Raw genomic sequence first — 13,155 nt, 5'->3', positions numbered from 1 at the left:
TGCTTAAATGCACAACCGGATAAACGGGATCAAATCCCTTTCAATAAGATTATATTTATGCTCGTGGCGGACGGAACAAAGAGCCCAGCGTTGTACTGTAATCCAACTGGGGTTTGTCAGGCCCATATTTTGACCTGATCGTTAACTGATCATACCGGACAAATGAAAAACTTTCTGTACCGGAGATAAAAAGGAAATTTGCGTGGGTATTTTCGACTTTCTTAAAGGGCAGCTGCATGTCCTTTTCATCATCGTCATCGTCAATGTCCTTACCACCGTAATGCATTGCCAGATAATCTATAAAGTCGATATTGTGATTTAACGATTTGTGTTCAACGAAATGCCTGATCAAAGACGGCACTTTCATAATCTGATACAATGAGGTAGTATCAAGTATGACGATGGTCAGGATAATATTTCGAATCAGTTTCTTCACACCATAAATTTAGGCCTCAGTGCCCGGAATAACAAAGAAAAATACAATTAGAAGGTTTTAATTATGATAAACTTTGATTATTAGTATTACGTCTTGACATTATTTACTTTCAAAATAATCTGAACCTGTTATAATTTGAAAATTCTAGAATTTGAGTTGATGAATATCTGCACCAAATTAAAATTTGTCTCTGACTTGATACTTCATCCGGATTGTACTATTTTTATATAATTCCTCACAATAGTTCAAAAACATAGGCCATGTCAAAACTTCCCTGGACAAAATATTTTTTCAGTATCTGGATAGTTGCCATAACTGCCGGTATGGTAGCCAAGTATGTTACAACAAGCTTGCTTCTTCTAATACCACTGTCGCTCGTTTTGTACTGGATGTCGGTAAGAAGTTTGGCAAAAATTAAAGGTTATGAATAATTGGTTTAATGACAAAAGACATTATTTCCAGACGTTTCCCAGAAGCAAATAAATTGTAAAACTTCCCTGTTTGAATGACTTAAAAAAAGGAATCGACATGACGGCTTTGATGAATGCAATTAACAAAAATGATACTTCACTCGTAAAACAACTTATTCAAAAAGGTGCTGATGTTGACGAGTTAGATCAAAACCAGGATTCTCCATTAGTGATTGCAGCTTACAAAGGTTATAACCAAATTGTACAATTATTACTGGAAGCAGGCGCTGATGTACGAGCCGTTGATCCGGGCATGAAAGCGACAGCCTTACATGCTGCCGCATACGCCGGAAGAACTGAGGCAGTCAAACTTTTATTAAAATATCATATTGATATCAACAAACAAGGGCCATATAATGGATACACAGCCCTGCATGACGCCATTTGGCAAGGCAATATTGAAATTGTCAAACTGCTTTTAGATGCCGGCGCGGATTTAAATCTTCTATCAAATGACGGTAAATCTGCCCTGGATTTTGCCAAATCGAAAAATCGCAAAGAGATTATAGCCTTGATTGAAACAAAATCAGGTAAATAACGACCAGCCAGAAACAATCAATATTTAAGTGCTTTTAACTTTTCAATAACCCGGTTAGCTACAATTTGATACCCTTTATCGTTCAGGTGGATATCATCATTGATTATATCCATTCGCATGCCTCTTGGAAAATTCAAATTTTCAAGATCTTTTAGATCATCAGCAGTCGGACTATAACTAATCGCAGCCATTTCAGCGTCCGTCGGCGGAGTCATTTCCACAAACCGGTCACTATACTTAGCCAGCAAACTGGCATTGATTGAGGCTGCCTGATTATAGTTGTCTGTTCCTTTATTTTCGCTTGCAGCAATAAGAACTCCCAGAACAACATATCGCGCTGGCAATGTAATGTAGGCTATTGAACTTTCAAGTGAAGAGATAATTTCCGCCTCGGCACCCGTTTTTCCAATATTGTTGCGACCATACCATAAAATCTGCGTTGCGGTTTTAAGTCTTGCTGCATCTTCGAGCAAAAACTCGGAGTCTGCCGCAACATCTATTATACTTACTGTTGTAGGAGTGATCGTATACACATCGTCCTGTCCGGTAATCGCACTTCTTCTTATCGTACACCGTACTCCATTAACTGATCCTGTTCTGCTGTATTCATCACTATTTGATGGCGTCGACAAAAACTGACTGCTAAGTTTGGTAATTTTTACAGGCTGGATTCCATTCAGTTTGTTGCCTTCGACAGAAATTTTAAGCGGCACACCTCCTTGCCTGACGGCAATGCGCGATGCAATCTGACCAACAATTCCGTCACTTGTCACTGGTCTTCCATCCAGGGCTGCGCCAACAATATTACCATAAGGTGCAGTACCACCCGCGCCAATAGTCAGGCTGTCACCAAAAAAAGCCAGCGTCTTATCGCGGTCCTCCTTATCATTTTTCGGAAAAATATCATCTATAACATTGCATGACGATAAAAGTGTTGTAGTTAAAATTGCTGCTCCGGAATTGCGAAAAAACCGTCTGCGGGATAATAGATTTTCTTTACTTGTAATGTCTGAGTTAGTCAAGTTGTCTTCGATCATTTTTTCGGAAGAAATATTGGATTATGCTGATAACCTTCTTTTATAATAATCGTTCCAGTAAGCTTGAAGGGAATTTTCAGGCTTTTAATAAATGTAAATTGTTGTATTTTTCTACGGATGTTGTTTTTTGTAGTTTGAAGTTAGTTTTCGCCGTTATTCGTAGTTCAAACTACGAATTTTAATAATTTACCGTTTGTAACGGTAAGCTTTCGAAAATACTTCAAAACTATTAAACTTAATATAGACCGTTACAAACGGTCATTTATTGAAAGTAGGCAGTGTTCGAAGAACACTACGCACAACGCGTTATTCGTAGTTTGAACTACGAATTTTAATATTTACCGTTTGTAACGGTAAGCTTTCGAAAACACTTCAAAACGATTAACTTATTAAAGACCGTTACAAACGGTCACTTATTGGAGGTACGCAGTGTTCGAAGAACAATACGCACAACGCGTTATTCGTAGTTTGAACTACGAATTTTAATAATTTACCGTTTGTAACGGTAAGCTTCCGAAAACGCTTCAAAATCATTATACTTAATACCGACCGTTACAAACGGTCATTTATTGAAAGTACTCAGTGTTCGAAGAACACTACGCACAACGCGTTATTCGTAGTTTGAACTACGAATTTTAATAATTTACCGTTTGTAACGGTAAGCTTTCGAAAATACTTCAAAACCATTAAACTTAATACAGACCGTTACAAACGGTAATTTATTGGAAGTACGCAGTGTTCGAAGAACACTACGCACAACAATTGTGACCGGATCTTATTGCCAACGTCCAGAAGAAAAATCAGAATATGTGGCATTTGCAAGAAGAATTAAAAATCCGGAAGCTTTACATTTTATAACTTTCGCAACTGTTCAATGGGTTGACGTATTTACCAGGAGCAACTATGTTGATATTTTATTAAATAGTTTAAGATATTGTCAGAAGGAAAAGGGATTAATAATTCATGCCTGGTGTATAATGTCAAATCATGTTCATTTAATGATTTCAACCAAATCAGGCCATCACCCTTCAGATGTTCTTCGTGACTTAAAGAAATATACATCAAAACAAATAATCGCTGAGATTGAGGATAAAAACTTACCAGAAAGCAGAAGAAACTGGATCTTATGGATATTCCGCAAAGCGGGAGAAGCCAATTCCAAAAACACCAATTACCAGTTCTGGCAACAGGAAAACCATCCGATTGAATTATTTAGCAATAAATTTATTAATCAAAAACTAACTTACATTCATGAAAATCCGGTAAAGGCAGGATTGGTAGATGAACCTTGGGAATACAGATACTCATCGGCCAGAGATTATATGAATAATCAAAAAGGATTACTTGATGTAGAATTAATATAAAGTGAATATGAAAACTAAAACGATCCTGAAACTCCCGCTTACTGCTATTGAAAAACAAAACTTAAAAAGAAGCAGAGTAAAAATCAGTGAAATTCTCAATTATTCAGCAGATGAACTGGAAGTAATATTAAACGCATCGCCAAAACGTGCGAGACAGATATTTGCTTTGGCAGAATTTCAAACTGTGCCATCAATCGGAATAAAGTTTGCGGAAGATCTTGTCTTTATGGGTTATTATTCACTGAACGAACTTAGAGACAAAAACGGAGCAACCTTAACGGATGAGTATGAACAAAAGAAGGGATTTTGGACAGATCCTTGTGTAGAAGACCAATTTCGATTGGCGGTATATTACGCCAACACTAATGACGTGACAAAAATGTGGTGGAATTTTACCGAGGAGCGAAAAAAATTTCGGTTGGAAAACGGTTATCCAAAAACAAGACCCAAAAAAGCATGGCATGAAACATTAAACGAAAATGAATAATAATACTATAACCATAAACGCTGCTAATTTCTCAGACCTGGCCGGTTTTTATGAAGAAATGAACAGGCTCTTCATGAAGGATGTTGACTGGAAAATAGGACACAGCCTTGATGCCTTAAACGATATTCTTTACGGCGGTTTTGGTGTTTATAATCCAGGAGAGAAAGTTATTGTTTTGTGGGAAAATTTCTCAAAAAGCAAAAAGGACCTTGGATTAGAAGAAACGATGAAGCTTTATAAGATGAAAATAGATAAAGGCTATCCCTATAATGTGAACCTTTTCCAGGAGAAACTGACAGAACTTAAAAACGGCGAGGGGCCAGTGCTTTGTGACATTATCGTTGAGATTTTCAGAGATCATAAAAATATTGATCTCAGGTTAACAGATTAGTATGTATGCCTGTCTTAATAAACTGTATCTAAAAATCCACATTTGAAAAATACAACTATGGACCTTTTAGCTTCAAAATTGATTGTCAAATCAAAAGCTTGAAATAACACTAACTTAATTTCAGGTTCAATACAAAAAGTGCTTTAACTCACTTTTACTAAAAAAGAGTAACTATCAGACATTTCACCAAGGCTGACAATTACTCTTCAAATCATCTTGAAGATAATTTCAAAACTTAAATACTTACATGCTTCATTCCCTGTGCATCATAACGCGTACCTGCGGTGATACCAACCGGGATGATTGATTCCAGCTGCACTTTTTCCTCAGTTGTTAATTCCACATTCATTGCTGCCGCATTTTCTTCTATATATTTGATACGTTTTGTTCCCGGAATAGCCACAATCCCATTTGAAATAACCCAGGCTAATGCAAGCTGGGAAGGTGTAATTTCCTTTTTATCTGCCATTACCTGGATTTGTTTTAAAAGATCAAGGTTTTTGTAGAAATTTTCACCCTGATATCTTGGAATACCTTTGCGGAAATCGTTGTCCGCAAAATCGTCCGGACTTTTAATTTCGCCTGTAATAAAACCTCTTCCCAGCGGCGAATAAGCTACAAAGCCAATTCCAAGTTCATTCGAAGTGTCCAAAACACCATTTGCCTCCGGTTCACGTTCGAACAAAGAGTATTCTGTCTGAACGGCCGTTAATGGATGAATTTTATGCGCTTTTTTTATCGTGTCAGCGGAAACCTCGGATAAACCAATATATTTTACTTTTCCCGATTTCACCAACTCCGACATCGCTCCTACCGTTTCTTCAATCGGTGTATTTGGATCCAGCCTGTGCAGATAATAAAGATCAATATAATCCGTTTCCAAATTTTTCAACGAACGGTCAACTGCCTTTCTTACATATTCCGGGGAACCGTTAAATCCCCAGGTCAGCTGGTCGCTGTCATCTATTTCATAACCGAATTTGGTGGCAATTGTATATTTTTCACGGTTACCTTTGATAGCTTTCGCAACCAGGCGTTCATTTAATAATGGACCGTATAAATCCGCTGTATCAAGAAAATCTATTCCTAATTCCAAGGCACGGTGAATAGTTGCAATAGATTCCTGTTCATCCGCTTTGCCATAAATATCCCCGCCTGCAATGGTTGTCATTCCCATACATCCCAATCCTTCTTGTGATACTTCCAAGCCCTGACTGCCCAGTTTTATTTTTTTGATTGTGCTCATTTGATTGCAGTTAATGGTTTAAAGTAAGAATTCAGATAATGATTTCTGAAAGTCATAACAAAGGTAGAATTGCAATCCTCAACCGGATTAAAGAAATCAAAGTGTTAATTATAAAAATCAATGGATTGAAAACTTACATAAAATTGTAAACAGCAGGAGTTATTCAACACTGGAATTCTGAACACCCGAAATATTTGAATTAAAGTATTTTTCGAAAACCATTTTGGGTGACCAAAAATCGGGATCTCGTACTATGTATATAGCGGATTAACCAGATATCCATTTTATGAGGAGAAAAAATGATATTCTTTTGAAAAGTGCCTTTGAAGAAGCCTTTCCTGATTTACTCCGATTCTTTTTTGACAAGACTGATTCTCTGTTTGACCTTGACCGCGGTTTTGAATTTATGGATAAGGAATTAAACGAACTTTTCCCCGAACTGGAAAGAAAAGGCGGCAGCCGTTTTGTAGACATGCTTGTGAAAACTTATCTTAAAAACGGGACGGAAGAATGGATCCTTATTCATCTTGAAATTCAAGGAGAAAGAACTGATAATTTTGCCTTTCGAATGTTTCAATATTGGTATCGAATTTATGATCGTTTTGAGACTGATATTATTGCGCTTACCGTATTTACTGGTGGTAAAAATCAAAAGCGGCCTAATTATTTTCACAAAAGTTTTTTAGGAACGGAAATCCGGTATAAATACAACGCATATCATATTCTTGATCATACAGAAAAGCAATTGCTAAGTATGGAAAATCCCTTTGCGCTGATTATTCTGGCAGCACAAAAGGCGTTGCTGGCGGACAAAATCCCTGAACAAGAACTTGGTGAGCAAAGACTTACCATCGCTAGAGCATTAATAGAAAGTAAGAGATACGATAACGAACAAATCCGGCGTTTTCTGTACTTTCTCAAAACTTTCCTCCACATTGACAATCAGGAAATAAATATTAAATTTGATAAGAAGATTGACATCCTAACAAAAAACAAACATGCCATGGGAATTATTGAGACGATTAAAATGATTATTCGGGAAGAAGGTGTTGAAGAGGGAATAGAGAAAGGGCAAATGAATGTCGTCAAATCTCTCTTGCTTAAAACGGATTTTGACAACCAAAAAATTGCTTCACTTTGTAACGTTGAAGAATCGGAAGTTAGCCAAATGAGACAAGATCTAAGTCTCTAAACAAACATGCTTTGGGAATTATTGTGTTTATTAAAATGATTACTTAGGAAGAAGAAAAAATAGATTTTGTTAAATCCATTTTAGCAGATACTGATTTTTATGATCAAAAAATTGCTGCACTCTGTAAGGTTGAAGAGTCAGAGGTAAAACAAATAAGACAAGATATTACCATCATATAGCTGTAAATATCTAATAACGCAAAAGCGGTCGCACAAAATGTGCGACCGCTTTTGCGTTATTAGAATTACATCTAAAATTAGCAATGCAATTTATCAATACCCTGGATTATTCGGCAGCAGGTTAGGATTTACATCCGATTCCTGTTTTGGAATTGGGAATAGTAAATTCTTTTCCTGGAAAGTAGCATTGAAAACTGTTTTATGACCAACAAAATCATCCCAGTTACCTGTTATATCATTATGCACTTTACGGGTACGGATCATATCAAACCACATTTTGTTTTCAAAACATAGTTCATAATAGCGCTGCGCCCATACTTCATGCTCAAAATCTGTTTGAGATAAAGTACCGATATTAGCAAGATTAGCACGTTTCCGTATCGCATTTACAACGTCGATGGCCTTGGCATTTGGTCCGCCTTCCGCACGGTTTGAAGCTTCTGCGTACATTAAATAAACATCAGCCAAACGATATAAGGTGTAGTTTAGATCCGATTTAATTGTACTGGTTGCTGCGGTTACGTCAAACCATTTATAAATATAAGTGTTTCTGAAAACCACCGGCTGTCCTGTTTTTGCACTTGGATATGTTGTAAAGAAAAACTGTTTTTCCTGTACACGTTTATCACCAGCCGGGAAGGATTTAATAAATTGAGGCGTAGGGTAAACAGAGCCATACTCATCTGCATACAACGAGATACCCGAATAATTTGGAATCGTAAGCGGTGTCAACGGATTTGTTGAAGGCACGCTTGCAGCATATTGCACCTGGAAAATAAATTCGCCCATATTTTTATTAGAAGGCAAAATCATATCCGTGTAATTCGGGAACAAGGTATAACCGCCATTGGTAATAACCGCCAAAGAACGTTTCGCTGATTCTGCATAATACTGAGCTCCGCCATTAATCGCTGCACCAGCATAAGTCAGATATACATCCGCCAGCAGAGATTCAACTGCGCCCATCGAAACTTTTCCGGTATTATCAGACCAGGGCAAGGTTGATTTTTCAGCCAAAAGAAGATCCGGAATAATGATCTTGTCATAAATATCTTTGGCCGCCGTCCGCGGCAGATTCAGGTCAAGATTTTTTGGCACTTCTGTTACACTTGGTACAGCACCGTACATTCTTACCAGATGAAAATAATACAAAGCACGCAGCATATGAGCTTCTGCCAGCATATTCGTTTTTTGTTCATCTGTAAGTCCGGACGCATTAATTGTCGGTATGCTTTGTATAGCAAGGTTACAAGCACCAACGCCCTGATACAATTGTTGCCACCAGGTATCAATATAAAACGCCGTATTGTTGTAGCTCAGGTTTTGGAAATTAACAAACCCAGTCTGTCCCAAATCACTGTTGGCCTTTCCTGTTACAAATTCCATTAAGTTCCAGGTATTCCCGCCATAGGAAGATGGCTGACCGGCAAGAAATCCCTGTAAATTGGCATAACCTGCATTGGCATAAGCCCGGGCCACTTTAACACTTGACACATCTGAGTCCGGCGTTAAAAATCCCGTTGGCTGTTCTTCTAAAAAATCTTTACACGAGCCCAATGATAACATTGAGGCTGCTAATAGGATATGTTTGAGCACTTTCATGTCTATTGATTTTCAGGTTAAAAAGTAAGTGTTGCACCTAGGTTCCAGACACGCGGGCGAGGGTTGGCAAAAAAGTCCAGGTTTTGAGAAAACGAACTATTTGCTCCATAGCCAGAGTTAAACGTATCTACCTCAGGATCATAACCTGTGTATTTGGTAATTACGAAAAGATTTTGCACACTTGCATAAACACGCAAACGGCTAAGTTTCAGCTTTTGCAAAAGAGGATCCTGCAATGAGTAACCCAGCATAAAGTTTTGCCCACGAATGAAAGATCCGTTTTCAACCCACCAGGTATCAAAATGTGAATCCTGAGCAAATTTGTAATTACGAACCTGCGATATCATTGTGTTCTGATGCGTTGGAGTCCAGGCATCCAAAACCGTAGCCAAGCTGTTTGCCAATGTTTGTCTGTCTTCCGTCGAGTGTTTGAAAGTTGCAGCTGTATTCAGGCCTTCCACAAAACGGATATCGAATGTGAAATCCCACGCTTTATATTTCAATGTACTGCTGAAAGTACCAGTCCATTTTGGTGTGGTCCGGCCAATAATGCTGTAATAGTTACTTCCATCTGCATTGTAAACATACTTTCTGTCACCTGGTTTCAGATTGTGCGCTGCTGCAAGATCGGCCTCATCCGTGCTGTAAGTACCCAGACGTGTCATACCATACAATGAACCGATTGACTCTCCTACGCGCAAAATGTTGGTTTGTCCCAAAAAGTTTGGACCAGGGAAAATGTCAGCATTACCATGATTCAGCTTCAAAATCTTGTTTTTGTTCGCTGCAAAAATGAAATTGGTCGTCCAGGTAAAATTGTCAGTTTGAATGTTTGTTGTATTCAAAGCAACTTCAAAACCTGAGTTTCTAACCGATCCTACGTTCTGATAAACGTTCGCATTAGTTTCACCGGCCGACCATGGAATTGGTGCCTGAAGCAAAAGATCCTTTGTTGTACGGTTGTAATAATCCACAACAAGATTGATATTTTCACGAATTCCAAGTTCTACACCTGCATCAAACTGCAATGATCTTTCCCATTTCAAATTAGGATTTCCAAGGTAACTTGGCAATAAAGTAGATTGCTGAGCTCCGCCTAAAACCGTAGTGCCTGGCTGGATTTGAGCAATTGATTGATATTGACCAATTTCCTGGTTACCAGACATACCATAACTGGCACGAACCTTCAAATTGGTAATGTTTTTATTGCCTTTAAGGAAACCTTCTTCGGACACGCGCCATGCTCCACCCACAGAAGGGAAAAATGCAAATTTGTTATTTTCTCCAAATTTGGAAGATCCGTCATAACGGCCTGTCGCTGTGAACAAATACTTTTCATCCAGATTATAAGTCACACGGGCAAAGTATGAATTCATCGCCCATTTGTAATCACCTGATGTTGAAGAAGCTTTAACAGATCCGGAACCAAGCGTATGCCATGAAAAAACATCATCAATAAAATTCTGCGTTTCTACATAGTTTGTTTCCTGGTTATACTGCTGCCACGACGCTCCCAATAAAGCAGTAAAACGCTGACGGGAATTTATCGTTTTATTATAAGTCAGGTAGTTTTCAGACTGCCAGTACGTATTTTGATAATTTCTGATACTTGCCACACCACCCTGATCAGCCGATAAGTGAGCCAGGTTTTGGGAAGAAAAGAAATTATTTTTTTGGGAACTGATATTATAACCAAAATCTGTTTTGAAATCCAGATCCTTGGTAATGTGAAATTGCAAATAATTGTTACCAAGAAGCTGGAATGTATTATTGATCGTATAACGATTGTTTGCAATATTTACAGGGTTTGGTCCTCCTTCAAGTCCGGCAATATCATTATTTCCACCCCATGTTCCGTCAGGATATTTTACCGGAACAATAGGAACTTCTTCTGAAACCATACGCGGGACGTTCAAACCGCCATTACCATCAGATACCAGACGTTGTTTGCTTTTGATACCGGAAAGGCTACCCCCTACTTTCAGCCATTTGTTAATATCACTGTCCATCGTAATTCTTGCAGAATAACGATCAAATCCGGACGTGGCCATCAAACCTTTTTGATTCAGGTAACCCAGTGATACACTGAACAAAGTTTTATCACTTCCCCCTTGAAAATTCAATTGGTGATTGTGTGAAGTAGCAGGTTTATACACTTCCTTTTCCCAGTTAGTATCGTACAAAGGTTTATCATTTGCATCAAATAATTTCGGGTAATTGGCATGATTTAATGCCGCCGCTGGTGCCCAGGTACCGCCCGCAGGATCAAATTTTTGTCCGTTTGCAAAGGCAGTATTATAGGTCTGAACAAACTGCTCAGAATTCAGCGTTTTTACGTGACGGTACAAATCACTCACGTTTACGTTTCCATCATAAGATACTTTTGTTCCGCCCACTCTTCCGCGTTTTGTGGTGATCATGATGACACCATTCGCACCTCTCGCACCATAAATCGCTGTGGATGAGGCATCTTTCAGAACTTCAAGTGAAGCAATATCATTTGGGTTAATAGAGTTTCCGTCAACACCGATCACACCATCCACTACATAAAGCGGATCAATATTGGAGTTAATAGAACCCAAACCACGAACCCGCACTTTTGCTGCTGCACCCGGTGCATTGCTGTTTACGCTTACTTCAACCCCAGCAATTTTACCCTGCAAAGCCTGAGAAACGTTGGGAACCGGTTTGTCCATCAGCTGCTCACCTTTAATCGTTGCAACCGATCCGGTCAGATCCGATTTTTTCACTGTTCCATAACCAATTACAACCACTTCGCTAAGTGCTTTTGAATCAGAAGTAAGTGAAACAGACAAAGTTGTCTTATTACCTACCGGAATTTCCTGACTTACAAAACCAACAAAGCTGAATACAAGGACAGACGATTCACTTGGTACAGAAATTGTAAAATTTCCATCCGCATCTGTTGATGTTCCAGTGCTTGTTCCTTTTACAACGACATTCACACCCGGCAGGGTCGAATTATTAGCGGCATCTGTTACCTTTCCTTTAACTATTTTATCTGCCAAATGCAGCGACACGTTACTTGCATAAGAGGCAAAACTGCTTGCCAGCAATAAGTTCAGTAAGATTATTTTAATAATCTTGCCCGACTGAACGACGGGTCTTGGTACACAACTTTTCATACTAGTTAGATAGGTTGACGGTTGAATTTATTTCAAAAATTTATTTAGGGAAACGCTGAGATGCAGCTGGGGAGCGGATATGTATTTTCATGCGGCTGTGTGATTAAAATAAAAGAAAGATGAAATTTTATATGTATAAATGTTTATACATATAAAATGCAAAAAAGTGTACCATTTAAGAATTTGTTAAAACGTTTTAGCAACGTAATTTTATTATCAAATCTGAGGTTAAAGTGTTTTTTAAACGATGTCTATTGCATAATTAAACCGATCGGCGATGGCATAAGTCCAGCCTGCCACAAGTGCTACAAACCTTGCAATATCGATGGCATAAGTAAACCTGTCCGCCCGATAAAAACCCAGGTTGTATTCAATTAATCTGTCGCCGGGATCACAAACAACTCTTTTGCGTAACAAAACCGGATCACCCGTTTTCATGTGCAAAATATCTGCTAATTTCTCATCAGCCAGTGTAGCGCTAATCTCCTCTTTTGAAACGGCCACCACGGTGTGATGATCCTTTTCGAGCATCTCATATAAAGGTTTGGAAAAATCTTCATCTCCGGTAAGGCCAACCCTTGGATGGAAATAGGAAATAAAATTTACAATCGGTCCTATGTCCAGCCCTCTCAGTCTTTCAAGCTTCAAAACTTTGGTATCCTTGCTGATGCCAAACAATTCTGATACTGTCTGATCCGCATTAACCCAATCCACTTTCAGGTCATACGTTTTGAAGGCTACTCCTTTTTCATGCATTTCAAGTGTAAAACTCGACCATTTGTTTAATTTAGTTGTGATGTTGTTTTTGGAAACCTTGGTACCAACTCCTTTCTTTCGTGTTAAAAGCTGCTCGTGAACCAGTTTATTAAGTGCCTGCCTAACAGTATTTCTGGAAATCCCCAATCGCTTGGCAATATCCACTTCGTTCGGGAAAAGTTTTCCATTTTGATATTCAGGATCACCAATAAGCCCTCTTAATATTTCCTCTACCTGTACATGCAGGGGAAGAGCGCTGTCATGGTCTATACTGAATATTTCCATTTCCCTTTTGCTATGTTTATACATAT

Annotated in this window: 12 protein-coding genes; 6 read left to right on the top strand and 6 right to left on the bottom strand. The window is 38.5% G+C overall.

What is annotated here, in order from left to right; all coding sequences use genetic code 11:
- Positions 1 to 55: 55 nt before the first annotated feature.
- Positions 56 to 436, bottom strand: coding sequence for a hypothetical protein (locus IEE83_RS03210; RefSeq protein ID WP_310588466.1), 381 nt, complete (start codon positions 434 to 436; stop codon positions 56 to 58).
- A 260-nt stretch (positions 437 to 696) separates the two neighbouring features.
- Between IEE83_RS03210 and IEE83_RS03205 the strand changes: the two genes are divergently transcribed.
- Entirely contained in the window at positions 697 to 867 is a 171-nt protein-coding gene (locus IEE83_RS03205; protein WP_194119183.1) for a hypothetical protein, read from the top strand.
- A 70-nt stretch (positions 868 to 937) separates the two neighbouring features.
- Complete coding sequence (locus IEE83_RS03200; RefSeq protein ID WP_228101662.1) at positions 938 to 1,444, top strand: ankyrin repeat domain-containing protein; 507 nt, start codon at positions 938 to 940, stop codon at positions 1,442 to 1,444.
- 17 nt (positions 1,445 to 1,461) lie between these two features.
- Here the strand turns inward: IEE83_RS03200 and IEE83_RS03195 are convergent, their stop codons facing one another.
- The gene (locus tag IEE83_RS03195) at positions 1,462 to 2,481 is read right to left on the bottom strand and encodes an SGNH/GDSL hydrolase family protein (protein ID WP_228101661.1); all 1,020 of its coding nucleotides are present in this window, start codon (positions 2,479 to 2,481) and stop codon (positions 1,462 to 1,464) included.
- Between the two features lie 809 nt (positions 2,482 to 3,290).
- Between IEE83_RS03195 and IEE83_RS03190 the strand changes: the two genes are divergently transcribed.
- From IEE83_RS03190 to IEE83_RS03180, 3 genes are read left to right on the top strand one after another with little or no spacing between them, the layout of a single operon-like run.
- Entirely contained in the window at positions 3,291 to 3,845 is a 555-nt protein-coding gene (locus IEE83_RS03190; RefSeq protein ID WP_194123276.1) for an REP-associated tyrosine transposase, read from the top strand.
- A 7-nt stretch (positions 3,846 to 3,852) separates the two neighbouring features.
- Positions 3,853 to 4,332 carry a helix-hairpin-helix domain-containing protein gene (locus tag IEE83_RS03185; protein WP_194119182.1) on the top strand — a complete coding sequence of 160 codons (480 nt, stop codon included), beginning with the start codon at positions 3,853 to 3,855 and terminating at the stop codon, positions 4,330 to 4,332.
- Positions 4,325 to 4,723: a barstar family protein gene (locus IEE83_RS03180; RefSeq protein WP_194119181.1), complete on the top strand. Its 399-nt coding sequence runs from the start codon at positions 4,325 to 4,327 to the stop codon at positions 4,721 to 4,723. The genes IEE83_RS03185 and IEE83_RS03180 overlap by 8 nt, the downstream gene beginning before the upstream one ends.
- Before the next feature lie 235 nt (positions 4,724 to 4,958).
- Here IEE83_RS03180 and IEE83_RS03175 read toward each other — a convergent pair whose 3' ends face one another.
- Positions 4,959 to 5,969, bottom strand: a complete 1,011-nt coding sequence (locus tag IEE83_RS03175; RefSeq protein ID WP_194119180.1) for an aldo/keto reductase — start codon at positions 5,967 to 5,969, stop codon at positions 4,959 to 4,961.
- Positions 5,970 to 6,255: 286 nt separating this feature from the next.
- Between IEE83_RS03175 and IEE83_RS03170 the strand changes: the two genes are divergently transcribed.
- Positions 6,256 to 7,161: an RpnC/YadD family protein gene (locus IEE83_RS03170; RefSeq protein WP_194119179.1), complete on the top strand. Its 906-nt coding sequence runs from the start codon at positions 6,256 to 6,258 to the stop codon at positions 7,159 to 7,161.
- A gap of 272 nt (positions 7,162 to 7,433) precedes the next feature.
- On the opposite strand, the gene IEE83_RS03165 is transcribed toward IEE83_RS03170, so the two are convergent.
- From IEE83_RS03165 to IEE83_RS03155, 3 genes are all read right to left on the bottom strand, one after another.
- On the bottom strand, positions 7,434 to 8,942 hold the full coding sequence (locus tag IEE83_RS03165) for a RagB/SusD family nutrient uptake outer membrane protein (protein WP_194119178.1): 1,509 nt from the start codon (positions 8,940 to 8,942) through the stop codon (positions 7,434 to 7,436).
- A 17-nt stretch (positions 8,943 to 8,959) separates the two neighbouring features.
- Complete coding sequence (locus IEE83_RS03160; protein WP_194119177.1) at positions 8,960 to 12,088, bottom strand: SusC/RagA family TonB-linked outer membrane protein; 3,129 nt, start codon at positions 12,086 to 12,088, stop codon at positions 8,960 to 8,962.
- A gap of 240 nt (positions 12,089 to 12,328) precedes the next feature.
- Positions 12,329 to 13,129 carry a GntR family transcriptional regulator gene (locus tag IEE83_RS03155; protein ID WP_194119176.1) on the bottom strand — a complete coding sequence of 267 codons (801 nt, stop codon included), beginning with the start codon at positions 13,127 to 13,129 and terminating at the stop codon, positions 12,329 to 12,331.
- Between the last annotated feature and the right edge of the window lie 26 nt (positions 13,130 to 13,155).

It is taken from the genome of Dyadobacter subterraneus (assembly GCF_015221875.1).
GTDB lineage: Bacteria > Bacteroidota > Bacteroidia > Cytophagales > Spirosomataceae > Dyadobacter > Dyadobacter subterraneus.
The sequence above is the reverse complement of the archived record's forward strand: the minus strand, read 5'-3'. Positions and strand labels throughout refer to the sequence as shown.

Excerpts from the sequence above, each read along its gene's own strand:
- IEE83_RS03205 (WP_194119183.1), top strand. The coding sequence starts at position 697 with ATGTCAAAACTTCCCTGGACAAAATATTTTTTCAGTATCTGGATAGTT.
- IEE83_RS03195 (WP_228101661.1), bottom strand. The coding sequence starts at position 2,481 with ATGATCGAAGACAACTTGACTAACTCAGACATTACAAGTAAAGAAAAT.
- IEE83_RS03185 (WP_194119182.1), top strand. The coding sequence starts at position 3,853 with ATGAAAACTAAAACGATCCTGAAACTCCCGCTTACTGCTATTGAAAAA.
- IEE83_RS03180 (WP_194119181.1), top strand. The coding sequence starts at position 4,325 with ATGAATAATAATACTATAACCATAAACGCTGCTAATTTCTCAGACCTG.
- IEE83_RS03175 (WP_194119180.1), bottom strand. The coding sequence starts at position 5,969 with ATGAGCACAATCAAAAAAATAAAACTGGGCAGTCAGGGCTTGGAAGTA.
- IEE83_RS03170 (WP_194119179.1), top strand. The coding sequence starts at position 6,256 with ATGAGGAGAAAAAATGATATTCTTTTGAAAAGTGCCTTTGAAGAAGCC.
- IEE83_RS03165 (WP_194119178.1), bottom strand. The coding sequence starts at position 8,942 with ATGAAAGTGCTCAAACATATCCTATTAGCAGCCTCAATGTTATCATTG.
- IEE83_RS03160 (WP_194119177.1), bottom strand. The coding sequence starts at position 12,088 with ATGAAAAGTTGTGTACCAAGACCCGTCGTTCAGTCGGGCAAGATTATT.
- IEE83_RS03155 (WP_194119176.1), bottom strand. The coding sequence starts at position 13,129 with ATGGAAATATTCAGTATAGACCATGACAGCGCTCTTCCCCTGCATGTA.